Below are 16,065 nucleotides of genomic sequence, written 5' to 3'. Positions count from 1 at the left end.
GGCACCGACAGATTCGACAGGCGCTCCGACGCAACCGCCACGGCGCCCGCGGGCACACTTCGGTCGGACTGGGGCACGGCTCAGTCGGCCGCGCGGATGACCTCGAGCGCGTGCTGGAGGTCATCGGGGTACGGGGACTCGAAGTCGACCCAGTCCCTCGTACGGGGGTGCTCGAACCCGAGCCGTACAGCGTGCAGCCACTGGCGCTCCAGGCCCACCCTCTTGGTCAGCGTCGGGTCGGAGCCGTAGAGCGGATCGCCGACGCACGGGTGCTTGAGCGCCGCCATGTGTACCCGGATCTGATGGGTGCGTCCGGTCTCGAGCTTGATCTCCACGAGACTCGCGAACCGGTGGGCCTCGAGCGTCTCGTAGTGCGTGACGCTCGCGCGCCCGTCGGCCATGACCGCAAACTTCCAGTCATGCTTGGGGTGCCGTCCGATCGGAGCGTCGACCGTGCCCTCGAGCGGGTCCGGATGCCCCTGGACGAGTGCGTGATAGGTCTTGTCCACCTCGCGGTTGCGGAACGCCCGCTTGAGCACCGTGTAGGCGTGCTCGGACTTCGCGACGACCATGAGGCCGCTGGTGCCGACGTCGAGCCGCTGGACGATGCCCTGCCGCTCCGGGGCTCCCGACGTGCTGATCCGGAAACCCGCGCCCGCGAGCCCGCTGACGACGTCCGGCCCGGTCCAGCCGACGCTCGGGTGGGCCGCGACACCTGACGGCTTGTCCACGACCACGATCTCGTCGTCGTCGTGCACGATCCGCAGGTTCTCGACGATCTCGGGGACGACCTCCGTGACGTCACGCTGACGCGGGATGGTGACCTCGAGGAAGGCCCCCGCCTCGACCCGGTCCGACTTGGCAGCCGGACGGTGGTCGACGGTCACGAGGCCGTCCGCAACCAGGTCGGCGACCCGGGTGCGCGACAGTCCAAGCAGCCGGGCGAGGGCCGCATCGAGGCGTTCGCCCGCGAGGCCGTCGGGCACGAAGTACGCCCGGTGCTCGGCCCCGACTGGATCAGCGGTCATGCCGGGCCCTTGTCCGGGTCGTCGGCGGCATCGCCGTCGGCGCTCCTGTCTTCGCCGGCGTCGGCTTCCTTCTTGGTGACCTTCGTCCCGTCCAGGCCGACTCCGCGGACCGTCTGGACCACGATGATCACCGCCGCCAGGTTGATCATGACGTCGGCGATGTTGAACACCGGCCAGTTGGGCGGCCAGTCCGGGAACTGGAGGAAGTCGACCACGTGGCCCTGCAGCGGCGACGGCTCGCGGAAGATCCGGTCGGTCAGGTTGCCCAGGGCGCCGGCGAGGAGGAGACCGAGGCCGATCGCCCAGAACGGGTCCCGCAGCTGGCGCGCCATCCGGATCACGACCACACAGACGGTGAGCGCGATGACCGTGAGCACGATCGTGAACCCCGTGGCCATGCCGAAGGCGGCTCCGGGGTTACGGACGAACGTCAGATGGAGGACGTGGGGGATCACGACGACCGGGTCCGCATCTTCGAGGCGGGCGACGGCGACGATCTTGGTGATGAGGTCGGTGAGGTAGCCGAGAACTGCCACCACCCCGAAGAGCACGATCCTTCTGGACCGTGCTCGGGGGTGGACGGAGTCGCTCTCGGGGGTCAGCGACGTTCCTCGCGTTGCTTGCATGTCATGCACAGTGTGGCACGCGGGAACGCCATCAACCGCATCTTCCCGATCGGCTGCCCGCAGTTCTCGCAGTTGCCGTAGGTCCCGGTCTCGATGCGCCCTAGTGCCTTCTCGACCTGGACGAGGAGGTCGCGGTGGTTCGCCACGAGCGACATCTCGGCGTCACGCTCGAGCGACGTGGAGCCCACATCGGCCTGGTCGTTGCCCGCGCCATCGACGCCGCCGCTGAGGAGATCGGCCAGCCCGCGCTCGGCGATCCCGATCTCGTCGAGGAGCCGCGTCCGGTCTGCCAGGAGGCCGTCGCGCACCTCTCCCAGCTCCTCGGCGGTCCACGGAGTCTCGTCCGACTTGACGGCAAGCGACCCGGGCGCTGCCACAGTGGGGTTGGTCACAGTCTTCTTCGCTCCTGTCGTACGGGGCTTCGACACCGTTCTCTTCTTCGGTGGCGCCGTCTTCTTCGCCGTCGTCTTCTTGGCGACGGACTTCTTCGTCACGGTCTTCTTGGCGGGCGCCTTCTTTGCGGGCGTCGCCTTCTTGGCCGTGGTCTTCTTCGCCGTGGTCTTCTTGGCGGTGGTCTTCTTGGCGGTGGTCTTCTTGGCGGTGGTCTTCTTGGCGGTGGTCTTCTTGGCCGTCGTCTTCTTCGCCGGCGTCGCCTTCTTGGCCGCAGTCTTCTTGGCCGGCGTCGCCTTCTTGGCCGCAGTCTTCTTGGCCGGCGTCGCCTTCTTGGCCGCAGTCTTCTTGGCCGTGGCCTTCTTCGCCGCGGTCTTCTTGGCCGGCGCCGCCTTCTTCGCCGCGGCCGTCGCCTTCTTAGTCCGGCTCGCGGCCGCGGACTTCGTCGCGCCGACCTTGCGTGCGGCAGCCTTGATCGCCGCGGCGCCACGGCCCACGGCGTTCGTTCCTCGTGTCTTGGTCGTGCTTGCCATCTCTGTGCCCCCTCGATGTGCACGAAATGCCACACATCGAGGCGATCCGATCCGGATTGCCTCGATGTGACGTGGTGCCCGAACTGTAGGCGCGCCTCGAGAGGTTCACAAGCCGATTTGCCGTGTGTCGCCCAGAGCGTTCGCTTCCGGACAACGACCGACACCAGAACTCGTCCCCCGTCACCACGTCGGGCGTACTGGACTAGACTTTGTCCCAGCCGCAGGTATCGATGGGGACACGCGACGCGCGACCACCTGTGCCGAAGCGATCTGGGGACGGTGGGAGCCCGGAGCACAGCGCATGCCGCATCACCCCGGAGCCGCCGGAAGAACCGCCCCGTACGGGTTGACCGTACGAGGCGCAGTAGACCCGCGCAGCGGCGCGCCAAGAGAGGGCGTACGCCTCGCCGTACGTCAAGGAGGGTGGTACCGCGGGGCCCACAGGCCTCGTCCCTTCGCCAAGCCGAGCACCGCTCCAGACTTGTCGGAGGAACACCGTGACCGCCGCGTACCGCCCCGTCCCCGCCCACGTGGACCTGCCTGCCATGGAGCGCGACGTCATCGCGCTCTGGGAGAGCGAGGGCACCTTCGAGGAGTCTCTCGCCCGCCGTGAGGGCGCGCCCCGTTGGACCTTCTACGAGGGACCGCCCACCGCCAACGGCACCCCTGGCGTCCACCACGTGGAGGCCCGCGTCTTCAAAGACGTCTTCCCCCGCTTCCGCACGATGCAGGGCTACCTCGTCGAGCGCAAGGGCGGCTGGGACTGCCACGGCCTCCCGGTCGAGATCGCCGTCGAGAAGGAGCTCGGCTTCAACGGCAAGCCCGACATCGAGGCGTTCGGCGTCGCAGAGTTCAACGCCAAGTGCCGCGAGGCCGTGCTGCGCAACGTCGACCTATTCGAGCAGATGACCGAGCGGATGGGCTACTGGGTCGACACCGACGACCCGTACCGCACGATGGACACCCCGTACGTCGAGAGCGTCTGGTGGGCGCTGCAGCAGATCTTCGACAAGGGGCTGCTCACCGAGGACTACCGCGTCGCGCCCTACTGCCCCCGCTGCGGCACCGGCCTGTCCGACCACGAGCTCGCCCAGGGGTACGAGACGGTCGTCGACCCCTCGGTCTACGTCCGCTTCCCCCTGACCTCCGGGCCGCTGGCGGGTGAGGCGTCGCTCCTGGTGTGGACCACCACGCCGTGGACGCTCGTGTCCAACGCCCTGGTCGCCGCCAAGGCCGACGTCACGTACGTCGCCGCGAGCAACGGCCACGAGACGCTGGTCGTCGCCGAGCCCCTTCTCGAGCAGGTGCTCGGCGAGGGTTGGACCGTCGACGCCCGGTTCGAGGGCACCGAGCTCGTCGGCTGGACGTACGACCGCCCGTTCGACCTCGTCGAGTGGCCCGGTCGCGCGCACTTCGTCGTCAACGAGGAGTACGTGACGACCGAGGACGGCACCGGCCTCGTCCACCAGTCCCCTGCCTTCGGCGAGGACGACTTCCAGTCGTGCCGCCGCAACGGCGTCGCGATGGTCAACCCGATCGACCCGACCGGCCATTTCGAGGCCGGGATCGACCTCATCGGCGGCGCGTTCTTCAAGAAGGCCGACGCCACCCTCGTCGACGACCTCGACTTCCGCGGACTGCTGTTCCGCCACGTCCCGTACGAGCACACCTACCCGCACTGCTGGCGCTGCCACACGCCGCTGATGTACTACGCCTCCCCCGCGTGGTACGTCCGCACGACGGCGGCCAAGGACGCGCTGCTGCGTGAGAACGAGGGCACCAACTGGTTCCCCGAGACGATCAAGTGGGGCCGGTACGGCGACTGGCTGCGCAACAACATCGACTGGTCGCTGTCACGCAACCGCTACTGGGGGACGCCGCTGCCGATCTGGCGCAACGACGTCGACCCGAGCAAGCTCGTCTGCGTCGGGTCGCTCGCCGAGCTGTCGGAGCTGACCGGCCGTGACCTGTCCGACCTCGATCCCCACCGCCCGTACATCGACGACGTCACCTTCACCGTCGACGGCGAGGAGGGCACCTACCGACGCGTCCCCGAGGTCATCGACGCGTGGTTCGACTCCGGCTCCATGCCGTTCGCGCAGTGGGGATACCCGCACCTGCCCGGGTCCGAGGAAAAGTTCCAGCAGGCGTTCCCGGCGCAGTACATCTGCGAGGCGATCGACCAGACCCGCGGCTGGTTCTACTCCCTGATGGCGGTCTCGACCCTCGTCTTCGACAAGAACTCGTACGAGAACGTCGTCTGCCTCGGCCACATCCTGGCCGAAGACGGTCGCAAGATGTCCAAGCACCTCGGCAACATCCTGCTGCCCGTGCCGCTGATGGACGACCACGGCGCCGACGCCGTCCGCTGGTTCATGGCGTGCTCCGGCTCGCCCTGGCAGGCACGGCGCGTCGGCCACGGCGCCCTCCAGGAGATCGTCCGCAAGGTGCTCCTGACCTACTGGAACACCGTGGCCTTCCACGTCCTGTACGCCCGTACGGCTGGCTGGTCGCCCGCAGACGGCGCTCCGCCGGTCGCCGAGCGCCCGGTGCTCGACCGCTGGCTAGCCTCGCGGACGCAGGAGCTCGTGGGCGAGGTGACGACCTGCCTCGAACGGTTCGACACGCAGCGGACGGGCGCACTGCTCTCGCAGTTCGTGGACGACCTCTCCAACTGGTACGTCCGCCGCTCGCGCCGCCGGTTCTGGGACGGCGACCCAGCCGCGCTCGCGACGCTGCACGAGACGCTGGACGTCCTGACCCGCCTGATGGCGCCGCTGACCCCGTTCGTGACCGAGCGGGTCTGGCAGGACCTCTTCCGCACCTCCGCCCCCGATGCCGCGCCCTCGGTGCACCTGGCATCGTGGCCCGTCGTCGACGAGACGCTGGTCGTGAAGGGGCTCGACGAGCAGGTCTCCCTGGCCCGGCGCATCACCGAGCTGGGCCGTGCGGCGCGTGCCGAGGCGAAGGTCCGTACCCGTCAGCCGCTGCGCCGGGCGCTCGTGCCCTCGCGCGCGTGGGACCAGCTCGGCCCCGAGCTGCGGGCGGAGGTCTGCGACGAGCTCAACGTCGGCACGCTCGAGTCGCTCGCCGGTGCGTCCGGCGACCTCGTCGAGTACTCCGCAAAGGGCAACTTCCGCAGCCTCGGCAAGCGCTTCGGCAAGCAGACCCCAGTGGTCGCGTCCGCTGTGGCGTCGGCGGACGCCGCCGCGCTTGCGGCCGGCGTCGCCGACGGCGGCGCGTACACGCTCGACCTCGAGGTCGACGGCGAGGACGTCTCGGTGACCGCCGACGACGTCATCGTCTCCGAGCGCCCGCGCGAGGGCTGGGCGGTCGTCAACGACCAGGGCGAGACGGTGGCGCTCGATCTCGAGCTCGACGACGCGCTGATCCGCGCCGGCGTGGCCCGCGAGGTCGTACGGATGCTCCAGGAGGCCCGCAAGAACGCCGGCTTCGAGGTCAGCGACCGGATCCGCGTCACCTGGGCGGCGTCGGGCGAGACGGCGGACGCCGTCCGCGCGCACACCGACCAGATCGCGGGCGAGGTGCTGGCGGTCGCGCTCGAGGAGGGCGCCGCCCTCCTCGACGGCTTCACCGCCACCGACGAGGACCTCGGCGTCACCGTCTCCCTCGTGAAGGCCTGACCGGCCGTTCGCTCCTCCCCTCCGAGCCCCAACGGCCACCCGCCACCCGGGCCCGCCCCGGCGGACGGGCAATACAGAAGGGCCCCGCTCGACCTCTCGGTCGGGCGGGGCCCTCTGCGTCGTACGAGTGGCTCAGGAGCGCACGTCGTCGTCGCCGAAGAGCGACTTGAGACGGCGCGGAGCGTGCTCCGGCGTCGACGAGTGCACGGCGGCCGGCGCAGCGGCCGTCGGCAGCGCTGCCGCGACCGACTGCTCACCCTCGAGGTTCGAGAGCTGAGCCTGGAAGTAGCTCTTGAGGCGGCTGCGGTACTCGCGCTCGAAGGTGCGCAGGCGCTCGAGCTCACGATTGAGGTCGTCACGCTCCTTCTCGATGTTGCCGAAGGCCTGCTGGCGGCGCTCGGCGGTCTCGGCATCAAGCTTCTGGGCACGCATCCGGGCCTCGCTCTCGAGGCGCTCGGCCTTGCCACGCGCCTCGTTCTCGACGCGGTCGGCCTTGGTGCGGGCCTCGCCGAGAATCCGGTCGGCCTCGTTCTTGGCCGCCTCGACGAGCTCGTCGGCGTTGTGCGTCGCGATCTCCAGCAGCCGTGCGGCGGCACTCGACGCGTCACCGACCGAGGTGGTCGGGGCGGGAGCCGGGGTAGGAACGGGCGGGGGCGGCGGCGGAGCAGCGATCGGGGCCGGAGCCGGGGCGGGCGCGCGGAAGGAGTCGAACGACGAGGTCGGCGAACCTGAGCCGGTCGAGGCGGCGGCAAGCTTGCTCCGCAGGTCCTCGTTCTCCAGGGTCAGACGCTCGAGCTCGGCCTCGACCTCGTCGAGGAACTGGTCGACCTCGCCCATGTCGTAGCCCTCACGAAGCCTGACCGGGGTAAATCGCTTGTTCCGCACGTCCTCTGGCGTCAACGGCATGGTCTCACCTCGGGGTCATGTTTCATCGGACAGTCCTGACAACGGTACTCGGTGGGGGAAACAGCACCTGCGGCACCCCGCGGGACACCACACTAGTGCGCGACCCCTCCACCGAAGAAGGGTCCTGCTCACCTGAAGAAGATCTGTGCATTGACGATCTGCAGGAGATAGAGCCCGATGAGCAGCACCATCGGCGACAGGTCGAGCGCCATACCGCCGAAGCGGATGGGCGGGATGACCCGGCGCACGGCGCGCATCGGGGGGTCGGTCACCGAGTAGACGGCCTCGCAGATGACGAGGACGAAGCCCTTGGGCTGCCACGAGCGCGACAGCACCTGAACCCAGTCGATGACGAAGCGGGCCAGCAGGAGCAGGATGCAGGCCCACAGGATGAAGTTGATGATCTCGCCGACAACGACCATGGACGTCAGTGTGCCTCGCGTCAGCTCTGGTTGAAGAACCCGCCCTGCGCGAGGCGCTGGCGGTCCTCGGCCGTGACGGTCACGTTGGGGGGCGAGAGCAGGAAGACCTTGTTGGTGATCCGCTCGATCGAGCCGTACACGGCAAAGATGAGGCCGGCCGCGAAGTCGACGAGACGCTTGGCGTCGTTGTCGTCCATCTCGGTGAGGTTCATGATGACGGGCGTGCCCTCGCGGAAGTGCTCGCCGATCGTCCGTGCCTCGTTGTACGTCCGCGGGTGGAGCGTCGTGATCCGAGTGAACTCGGCGGCCGCGGGGACCGCGGTCGGCCCGGGTGTCGGCGTCGGCCGACGCCGCTCGTCGATGCGCGCCACGGTCCGGGAGTCGGCCTCGTGCACAGCAGGACGTGCCGTTGTGCGACGGGATGTCTCGGCGTCCGCCTCGTAGTCGTCGTAGTCGTCGTACTCGCCCGACTGCTCGACGAGGCCGAGGTACTCACCCATCTTGCGCATCGCGCCAGCCATCGCCTGACCTCCTGGACCCACTGCGGGTTTGAACGGTGCTCACTGTCTCAGTCAACCTACCCGAGCGCGGGCCTCTCTCCGAGCACTGAACGCCCTATCCGTACGTGTGTCGCGCCGTGTCGTACGGCGGACTCGAGGTCGCCGCTCATGCCGGCCGAGATCGTCGTCGCGCCCGGGTACGACGCGGCCACGCTGGCCGAGATCTCGGACAGGCGGGCGAACGCGGGGTCCGGATCAGCGCCGAGCGGCGCCACCGCCATCACTCCCCCGAGCACGAGACCATCGGCGGCGTCGATGCGACCAGCGAGCGCGAGGATGTCCGCAGGGTCAGCCCCCGCGCGGCCGACCGGGTCGTCGTCACGCCCCTCGAGGTTGACCTGGATCAGCACCTCGACCTCGCGTCCCGCCAGCGCGGCGCCCCTTGCGAGCGCGTCGACGAGCCGAGGCCGGTCGACCGAGTGGACGACGTCCGCGTAGCGGGCGACGGCGCCGGCCTTGTTGGTCTGGAGCCCGCCGACGAAGTGCCAGCGCAGCCCTGCCCCCGCCTCACCGGCCTCCTCGCGCTTGCGGGCCGCCTCGGGGTGACGATTTTCACCGACGTCGGTGACGCCAAGGGCCGCGAGGTGCGCCACGTCGGAGGCGGGGTAGGTCTTGGTCACCACGACCATCGTCACGTCCTCGGGGGCGCGTCCCGCCTCAGTCGCGGCCGCCGCGATCCGCTGCCGTACGGAGGCGAGGTTGTGCGCGAGCTCCGCGCGCCTGTCGGTCACGGGCGGATCCGTACGAGGCCGCCGAGCCGGCCGGACTGCTCCCCTTGGCGCCGGTACGAGAAGAAGTCGGACTCTCCTTCGTACGTGCAGACCGGGAGGTCACCCGCGAGATCATGGACACGCGCGCCGGCCTTCTCGAGCTGCTCGGACGCTGCAGCGGCCAGGTCGAGCGCCGGGGTCCCCCACGACGTCTGTGCCCACGCGACCGGGAGCCGGCCGGCGACGTCGTCGCGCATCTGTGCGGGGACTTCGTAGCAGCGCCCGCAGATGCGCGGCCCGATCCAAGCCCTGATCTGTTGCGCGCCGAGGTCGCGCATCGCCTCGACGGTCGCTGTCGCGACATCGACGACGACACCGCGACGACCCGCGTGGGCGACTCCGACCACGCGCGCCTCGTCGTCAGCCAGCACGATCGGGAGGCAGTCGGCCACCCGGACGACGAGCACGGCGCCGGGCACAGCGGTGACCAGCGCGTCGGCCTCGGGGTACGGCTCGGTCGGGGAGCCGGCGGTGACGACGTGCACACCGTCCCCGTGGACCTGCCGCATGAGCCGGGCTTCGGAGGGGTCTCCTCCGAGGGCACGGGCGGCGGCCACGACGTTGCGTGCGACTGTCTCCGCGTCGTCGCCGTTGCCCGCCGCCAGGTTCAGCGACGCCCACGGACCAGCACTCTCACCGCCGTGCCGGTCCGTGAACGCGAGGTCGACGTGCGACAAGGACTCGTGGAAGGCGAACATCTACTACTTCAGGAAGTCGGGGATGTCGAGGTCGTCCTCGAAGGGGTCGGCCTGGCGCTTCGGCGCGACCGGACGGGTGCCGTTGCCGACGCCGGTGGCCGACGTGCCGTTCGACGACGGGCGATCGCTCGACGACTCGGCCGCGCTGGCCCGGACGCCGACAGGCATCCGCTCGTTGCCGTTCGATGACGACTCCTCGCGAGCCGCCGGCGTGGCCGGCGCCTCCTTCTGGACCGGACGCGCCGGCGCGGCGTCGCGGCGAAGCGCCGGGCGCGACGCATCGCGACGCTTGGGCGTGCCGCCGTCGAACCCGGCAGCGATGACCGTGACACGGACCTCGTCGCCGAGCGCGTCGTCGATCACGGCGCCGAAGATGATGTTGGCCTCGGCGTGCGCAGCCTCGCTGACCAGTGCCGCGGCCTCGTTGATCTCGAACAGACCCAAGTCGGAGCCACCCGCGATCGAGAGCAGCACACCGTGCGCGCCGTCGATCGAGGCCTCGAGCAGCGGACTCGACACCGCCATCTCGGCAGCGGCGACCGCACGGTCGTCGCCTCGGGCGGACCCGATGCCCATGAGTGCAGAGCCGGCATCGGACATGACCGACTTCACGTCGGCGAAGTCGAGGTTGATCAGACCCGGGGTCGTGATCAGGTCGGTGATGCCCGAGACGCCCTGCAGGAGCACCTGGTCAGCCTGCATGAAGGCGTCGATCATCGTGACGTTGCGGTCGCTGATCGAGAGCAGCCGGTCGTTGGGGATGACGATGAGGGTGTCGACCTCTTCGCGCAGCGACTCGATGCCGTCGTCGGCCTGGTTGGCGCGGCGGCGTCCCTCGAAGGAGAACGGCCGCGTGACGACGCCGATGGTCAGCGCACCGAGCGAACGCGCGATGCGCGCGACGACAGGAGCACCACCCGTACCGGTGCCGCCACCCTCGCCCGCGGTCACGAACACCATGTCGGCGCCCTTGAGGACGTCCTCGATGTCGTCGGCGTGGTCCTCCGCCGCCTGACGACCGGTGTCGGGGTTGGCGCCTGCGCCGAGACCCCGGGTCAGCTCGCGCCCGATGTCGAGCTTGACGTCGGCATCGCTCATCAGCAGCGCCTGCGCGTCGGTGTTGATCGCGATGAACTCGACTCCCTTGAGGCCAGCCTCGATCATCCGGTTGACGGCGTTGACACCGCCACCTCCGATACCGACCACCTTGATCACGGCCAGGTAGTTCTGAGCTGCCACGATGGTGCCCCTCACATGCTTGGTGTCTCGAGCCGGAACCCTAACCCTCTACTTCAGGGTTATAGTTATGTCAACCTCGGCGTTCTGTGACGAACTTACGGGGTGACCGACGGCCCTCGGCGCCGACACGCCGCCACAGCACGCGACGTCCCCGATTTGTGCACTTTGCCGTGGAATGCCCGAGCGACTGCACGGTTAGGTGCACAAATCGGGGACGGGACCTCAGCGTGCGAGCGGCGGGTGCGCAGACGACGTCGGGGTGCGCAGGAGGAGCCCGAGCACGACGTTGGCGGCACCGGCGACCACCCCGAACGCGACCACGCCCGGCATCGCGTCGTCGACGACAAGATCCTGGTACGACGCCACGGCGATCCAGCACAGCGGCGCGGCCGGCACCCACGCCAGCGCGAGCACGGTGAAACCGAGCACTCTGCGCCGCCACACCATCGCCGCCGCCACGCTCACCAGGACGAGCACCGCCACCGCGCCGACGAGCGACCAGAACAGCACCCTCTCGGAGTCGAGTGGGTCGGTCGAGAGCGCGAGACGCTTGGTCAGCTCAAGGAACGCCCACGTGGCGACCACGAGCGAGGCCAGGCCCAGCAGGACGCACTGCGCGATCCCGACGGCGATCGCGCCAGCGTTGGCCGACCGGCCCGGAGCGGCGACGCTCATGTCGCGCACGCTACTCGTGCCCACGAGGGCTCGCGATTCGTGCGCCGCTCAGGGGACGATCGTCGGCCGCTCCGGCGCACTGACGTCGTACGCCGTCGCCTTCTGCTTCAGCAGGGCGGAGAGCACGTCGGCCTTGAGCTCCGCGTGGTCCGCGCTCCCCCACGCGACCTCGGCGCCGTCACGCAGCTCGAGGGTGATCGCGTCACGACTGCTGACACGCACCTCGCGGACCTTGCGGGCGAGACCGGCGTCCATCGCAGCGACGGCCTGGGCGACCTCCCGCAGTGCCTCGGCGCGCGGGCCGGCACCGGACGCCAGCTCCACCGACGGCAACCTGCGGGGCGGCTTGCCGGCGGGCGGGTACACCACGCCGTCGGAGTCGATCAGCCGCACATCGTTGCGCCCGGCCAGGCGCGCCACCGGCCGGCGTTCGGTGACCTCGACCACGACCGTACGCGGCCACTGGCGACGGACATCGACGGAGGCGACCTGCGGAATCTCCTCGACTCGGTCGCCGACAGCGCCGAGGTCGAGCCGCGCCAGGGGGCGGCCGTCCGGCACCGCCGCCTGCGCACGGACGACCTCGGCACCGACGGTGCTCGCACCACGGACGTCGACGTGGTGGGCCCCCAGCACGGGCGTCTCGAGCACCGTCCACGCCACACCACCCGCGGCCGCGAGGACGGCGGCGACGAGGAGGTACGGACGCAGCCGCTGAAGGCGCGCCCGCCAGCGCCTCCCAGCGAACCGGTCCGTCACCGTCACCTCGTCCGGGTCCTCTCCTCCAGCCGCGCCACGAGGCGCGGGCCCACGGTCGTGATGTCGCCGGCTCCCAGGAGCAGGACGAGATCGCCGCGGCGGGCGAGCGACGCGAGCTGCGCGTCGAGCGTCGCCGGCGGCTCGCCGGCGTGCACGGCGTCCGCGGGCAGACCGACCGCCTCTCGGACGAGCGCGCCGGTCACCTCGGGATCGGGATCCTCGCGCGCCAGGTAGATCTCGGTCACGACGACCTCGTCGGCCGCACCGAGCGCCCGGCCCATCGCCGCGCCGAAGATCCGCGTCCGGCTCACCAGGTGCGGCTGGAACGCGACGAGCACGCGTGCACCGCCGGCAAGGGCCCGAGCCGCCTGGAGGTCGCCCGCGATCTCGACGGGGTGGTGGGCGTACGAGTCGTACACACGCACGCCGTCACCCTCGCCGATCAGCTCCATGCGACGGCTCGCTCCCGAGTACGCGGCCAGGCCGGCGGCAGCGTCAGCGAACGTCGCCCCGCACTCCAGTGCCGCGGCGAGCGCACCGAGCGCGTCGACGACGTAGTGCTGCCCCGGCACCTGCAGCATGACGCGACCGAGCTCGTCGTCGCCGCGGACCACCGTGAACGACGTGCCGCCCCCGGAGGTGAGCAGGTCCACGCCGCGCAGGTCGGTGCCCTCGGAGAGCCCGGTGCTGATGACGCGAAGGCCTCGCCGGCGCGCGCGGACGGCGAGCGCGGCGGCGCCCGGGTCGTCGGCACACAGCACGAGGAACCCCGCGGGATCGATCCGGTCGACGAACTCGGCGAACGCGGCCTCGTACGCCTCGGGCGTCCCCCACACGTCGAGGTGGTCGGCGTCGACGTTGGTGACGACCGCGCCGTACGGCTCGTAGACAAGGAAGGCGCCGTCGCTCTCGTCGGCCTCCGCGACGAACCACTGCCCCTGACCTGCATGGGCGTTGGTCCCGAGCGAGGCGACGGGCGCGCCGATCGCGTACGACGGGTCGAGCCCGGCACGGACCAGGGCCGTCGCGAGCATCGAGGTCGTCGTGGTCTTGCCGTGCGTGCCGGCGACGGCGACCACGTCGCGGCCGATCATCACCGACTGCAGACCAGCCGAGCGCGGATAGAGGCGAAGGCCACGCGCGCGCGCCGCGACGATCTCGGAGTTGTCGTCGCGTACGGCGGTCGAGGCGATCACCGTCTGCGCGTCGCCGAGGTTGTCGGCCACCTGACCGACGTGGACGACCGCGCCGTCCGCCTCCAGCGCCCGCAGCGTCGGCGAGTCCTGGGCGTCGCTGCCCTGGACGCTCACCCCGCGCTCGAGCATGATCCGCGCGATCGCGGAGAGACCTGCGCCGCCGATACCGATGAGGTGGACCGTGCCGAGATCCTCTGCGGGCTCGATCACGGAAGGGACGTCGATCCTCATCCCTGGCCCGCCTCGGAGCCGGCTGCGGCGAGGATCTCGCGGGCGAGCACGTCGTCGGCGTCGCGCGGCATCAGGTCGGAGGCCGCCGCGGACATCCGCTCGAGACGAGCGGAGTCGCGCAGCAGCGAGACGACGGCCGTCGCCACCCACTCGGGGGTCAGCGCCGCGTCCTCGACGAGGATGCCGCCCCCCGCGCCCACGACCGGGTGCGCGTTGAGGGCTTGCTCACCGTTGCCGATCGGCAGCGGCACGAACACCGCGGGCAGCCCGACGGCCGCGACCTCGGCGACGGTGTTGGCCCCGGAGCGGCACACGATCCCGTCGGCGGCCGCGTACGCGAGGTCGATCCGCTCGATGAACGGAAGGGTTACGTACGGCGGCTCGCCGGGCGCGCGCTCAACCTGCGCCTCCTCGACGCGACCGGCGGCGTGCAGCACCTGGATGCCGGCGGCGGCGAGCTCGTCGGCGGCACCGGAGACGGCTTGGTTGATCCGGCGCGCACCCTGAGACCCGCCGGTGACCAGCAGCGTCGGGCGGTCGGGGTCGAGGCCGAACTCCGCGCGCGCCCGCGCACGCTCCGCCTCCCGGTCGAGGTGCGCGATCTGCTCACGCATCGGCAGGCCGATGTAGCGCGAGTGGACGAGTGGGGTCTCGGGAAAGCTCGTGAACACCTGCTGCGTGAACCGCGCACCGAGCTTGTTGGCGACACCCGGAAGCGCGTTCTGCTCGTGCACGACGATCGGGACTTTGCGCTTGCGCGCGACGAGGTACGCCGGGACCGACACGTACCCGCCGAACCCGACGACGACGTCGGGGCGCACACGGTCGAACACCTCACCGGTCGCCTTCACCGTGCCCGCCAGCTTGCCCGGGACCTTCAGGAGGTCGGCGCCGAGGCTGCGGGGCAGCGGGACGGCCGGCACCAGCTCGAGGGGGTACCCGGCCTGCGGCACCAGCGTCACCTCCAGCCCACGCGGTGTCCCGAGCGCCGTGATCTCGGCGTCGGGAGCGAGCCGGCGAACCGCGCCCGCGGTCGCCAGCAGGGGTGAGGTGTGGCCGGCGGTTCCTCCGCCGGCCAGCAGGACGCGTAGCGCCACCAGGTCATCCTTCCTCTCGGACAGTGCGTCCGACGGGTCGTGGTGCGGGAGTCGAGGGTTTCTGCACTCCCCCGGGCTGCTGACCGGTGCGCGGGCCGCGTCGACGGCGGTGCACGCGCAGGGCAGCGGCCGCCCCCGGCTCGGTCCGCGCGAAGCTCGCCAGCAGGGCGAGCGCGATCACGGTCGGGACGAGTGCAGACCCACCGTACGAGATGAGCGGGAGCGGGATGCCGATGACCGGCAGCATGCCGAGCACCATGCCGATGTTGATGATCGTCTGGACCATCAGCCACACCGTGATGCCGGCGGCCGCGTAGCGGGCGAAAGGGTCACGAGCACGGCGGGCGATGCGGAACCCCACGTACGCGAGCAGCCCGAAGAGGATGAGCACGGACAGCGCCCCGACGAGCCCGAGCTCCTCCCCGACGACCGCGAAGACGAAGTCCGTGTGGGCCCCCGGGAGCGCCCCCCACTTCTGACGGCTGCCGCCGAGTCCCACGCCCAGCCACTGCCCGGTCGCCAGCCCCATCAGCCCGTGCGCGGCCTGGTAGCCGCTGCCCTGGGCGTCCGCGAACGGGTCGGTGAACGACGTGATGCGCTTGATCCGCTCGTCGCTGGACTGGACGAAGAAGAGCGCGATGGCGGCGGTGCCGAGCAGCGCGACGAGGAACGCGCGCCCCGGCAGACCGGCGACGAACAGCATCCCGAGGATGATCGCGAACAGCACGAGCGCCGTCCCGAGGTCACGCTGGAGCACGACGAGCATCGCGACGAAGCCGGTGACCGGCAGCATCGGGATCAGCACGTGCTTGGGGTCACTCAGGAGGCGCTGCTTGCGGGCGTAGAGGTCGGCGGTCCACAGCACGATCGCGAGCTTGGCGATCTCGGAGGGCTGGATGAGGAACGGTCCGCCGAAGTTCAGCCAGTTCTGGTTGCCCCGGACCTCGTAGCCCAACGGCGTGAAGGTGAGCGCGAGCAGCACGAGCGCGAGGAGCAGCAGCGGGTAGACGAACCAGCGCAGCACGCGCAGCGGGAGCTGCCAGGCGATCGCGCCCAGGACCAGCGCCGCCACGAGGAAGCCTGCTTGCCGCGCCGCGAGGGCGTACGGGCTGCCGCTGTTCTGGTACGAGGTGACCGAGCTCGCGCTGAGCACCATCACCATCCCGAAGCCCACGAGGAGCGCGGAGACGGCGAGGACGAGGTAGTACGACGTCAGCGGCTTCTCGAGCACCTCGCGAACGGTCGCGGTCCACGAGTGCCTGCCGGACCTGCTCACCGCGCGCCTCCCGAT

The 16,065-nt window shown here is 70.6% G+C and carries 15 protein-coding genes; 1 reads left to right on the top strand and 14 read right to left on the bottom strand.

Annotated features, from left to right (window positions below; genetic code table 11):
- Window positions 1-80: 80 nt before the first annotated feature.
- The 3 genes from ACFSDF_RS13075 to ACFSDF_RS13065 are packed head-to-tail and all read right to left on the bottom strand — an operon-like array spanning window position 81 to window position 2,577.
- Entirely contained in the window at window positions 81-1,028 is a 948-nt protein-coding gene (locus ACFSDF_RS13075) for an RluA family pseudouridine synthase (protein ID WP_167008434.1), read from the bottom strand.
- A complete protein-coding gene (gene lspA / locus ACFSDF_RS13070) occupies window positions 1,025-1,579 on the bottom strand; it encodes a signal peptidase II (protein WP_243843120.1) in 555 nt (184 codons plus the stop codon). The genes ACFSDF_RS13075 and lspA overlap by 4 nt, the downstream gene beginning before the upstream one ends.
- Before the next feature lie 47 nt (window positions 1,580-1,626).
- The gene (locus tag ACFSDF_RS13065) at window positions 1,627-2,577 is read right to left on the bottom strand and encodes a TraR/DksA family transcriptional regulator (RefSeq protein WP_377157788.1); all 951 of its coding nucleotides are present in this window, start codon (window positions 2,575-2,577) and stop codon (window positions 1,627-1,629) included.
- Window positions 2,578-3,074: 497 nt separating this feature from the next.
- Between ACFSDF_RS13065 and ileS the strand changes: the two genes are divergently transcribed.
- Window positions 3,075-6,221, top strand: a complete 3,147-nt coding sequence (gene ileS, locus ACFSDF_RS13060) for an isoleucine--tRNA ligase (protein WP_279587747.1) — start codon at window positions 3,075-3,077, stop codon at window positions 6,219-6,221.
- Between the two features lie 132 nt (window positions 6,222-6,353).
- On the opposite strand, the gene ACFSDF_RS13055 is transcribed toward ileS, so the two are convergent.
- From ACFSDF_RS13055 to ftsW, 11 genes are all read right to left on the bottom strand, one after another.
- Window positions 6,354-7,127 (bottom strand): DivIVA domain-containing protein, encoded by a 774-nt coding sequence (locus ACFSDF_RS13055; RefSeq protein ID WP_167008428.1) that lies wholly within the window; start codon window positions 7,125-7,127, stop codon window positions 6,354-6,356.
- A 128-nt stretch (window positions 7,128-7,255) separates the two neighbouring features.
- Window positions 7,256-7,549, bottom strand: a complete 294-nt coding sequence (locus ACFSDF_RS13050) for a YggT family protein (protein ID WP_167008425.1) — start codon at window positions 7,547-7,549, stop codon at window positions 7,256-7,258.
- Window positions 7,550-7,569: 20 nt separating this feature from the next.
- Window positions 7,570-8,070: a cell division protein SepF gene (locus ACFSDF_RS13045; protein ID WP_167008422.1), complete on the bottom strand. Its 501-nt coding sequence runs from the start codon at window positions 8,068-8,070 to the stop codon at window positions 7,570-7,572.
- Between the two features lie 56 nt (window positions 8,071-8,126).
- Window positions 8,127-8,840, bottom strand: a complete 714-nt coding sequence (locus ACFSDF_RS13040; protein ID WP_167008419.1) for a YggS family pyridoxal phosphate-dependent enzyme — start codon at window positions 8,838-8,840, stop codon at window positions 8,127-8,129.
- Complete coding sequence (gene pgeF, locus ACFSDF_RS13035) at window positions 8,837-9,577, bottom strand: peptidoglycan editing factor PgeF (RefSeq protein WP_167008416.1); 741 nt, start codon at window positions 9,575-9,577, stop codon at window positions 8,837-8,839. The genes ACFSDF_RS13040 and pgeF overlap by 4 nt, the downstream gene beginning before the upstream one ends.
- A gap of 3 nt (window positions 9,578-9,580) precedes the next feature.
- Complete coding sequence (gene ftsZ, locus ACFSDF_RS13030) at window positions 9,581-10,819, bottom strand: cell division protein FtsZ (RefSeq protein ID WP_167009319.1); 1,239 nt, start codon at window positions 10,817-10,819, stop codon at window positions 9,581-9,583.
- A 219-nt stretch (window positions 10,820-11,038) separates the two neighbouring features.
- Window positions 11,039-11,491, bottom strand: a complete 453-nt coding sequence (locus ACFSDF_RS13025; RefSeq protein ID WP_167008413.1) for a hypothetical protein — start codon at window positions 11,489-11,491, stop codon at window positions 11,039-11,041.
- Between the two features lie 48 nt (window positions 11,492-11,539).
- Window positions 11,540-12,250: a cell division protein FtsQ/DivIB gene (locus ACFSDF_RS13020; protein WP_167008411.1), complete on the bottom strand. Its 711-nt coding sequence runs from the start codon at window positions 12,248-12,250 to the stop codon at window positions 11,540-11,542.
- Window positions 12,251-12,252: 2 nt separating this feature from the next.
- Window positions 12,253-13,656, bottom strand: coding sequence for a UDP-N-acetylmuramate--L-alanine ligase (murC, locus tag ACFSDF_RS13015; RefSeq protein ID WP_377157783.1), 1,404 nt, complete (start codon window positions 13,654-13,656; stop codon window positions 12,253-12,255).
- Between the two features lie 17 nt (window positions 13,657-13,673).
- Complete coding sequence (gene murG / locus ACFSDF_RS13010) at window positions 13,674-14,777, bottom strand: undecaprenyldiphospho-muramoylpentapeptide beta-N-acetylglucosaminyltransferase (RefSeq protein ID WP_167252070.1); 1,104 nt, start codon at window positions 14,775-14,777, stop codon at window positions 13,674-13,676.
- A gap of 1 nt (window position 14,778) precedes the next feature.
- The gene (ftsW, locus tag ACFSDF_RS13005; protein ID WP_243843119.1) at window positions 14,779-16,050 is read right to left on the bottom strand and encodes a putative lipid II flippase FtsW; all 1,272 of its coding nucleotides are present in this window, start codon (window positions 16,048-16,050) and stop codon (window positions 14,779-14,781) included.
- Window positions 16,051-16,065: the final 15 nt, after the last annotated feature.

Origin of the sequence: Mumia zhuanghuii (genome assembly GCF_042681565.1) — a bacterium.
GTDB lineage: Bacteria > Actinomycetota > Actinomycetes > Propionibacteriales > Nocardioidaceae > Mumia.
This window is presented reverse-complemented; position numbering and strand designations above follow the sequence as displayed.

Coding starts and splice junctions, on each gene's coding strand:
- ACFSDF_RS13075 (WP_167008434.1), bottom strand. CDS start 1,028: ATGACCGCTGATCCAGTCGGGGCCGAGCACCGGGCGTACTTCGTGCCC.
- ACFSDF_RS13065 (WP_377157788.1), bottom strand. CDS start 2,577: ATGGCAAGCACGACCAAGACACGAGGAACGAACGCCGTGGGCCGTGGC.
- ACFSDF_RS13055 (WP_167008428.1), bottom strand. CDS start 7,127: ATGCCGTTGACGCCAGAGGACGTGCGGAACAAGCGATTTACCCCGGTC.
- ACFSDF_RS13050 (WP_167008425.1), bottom strand. CDS start 7,549: ATGGTCGTTGTCGGCGAGATCATCAACTTCATCCTGTGGGCCTGCATC.
- ACFSDF_RS13045 (WP_167008422.1), bottom strand. CDS start 8,070: ATGGCTGGCGCGATGCGCAAGATGGGTGAGTACCTCGGCCTCGTCGAG.
- pgeF (WP_167008416.1), bottom strand. CDS start 9,577: ATGTTCGCCTTCCACGAGTCCTTGTCGCACGTCGACCTCGCGTTCACG.
- ACFSDF_RS13025 (WP_167008413.1), bottom strand. CDS start 11,491: ATGAGCGTCGCCGCTCCGGGCCGGTCGGCCAACGCTGGCGCGATCGCC.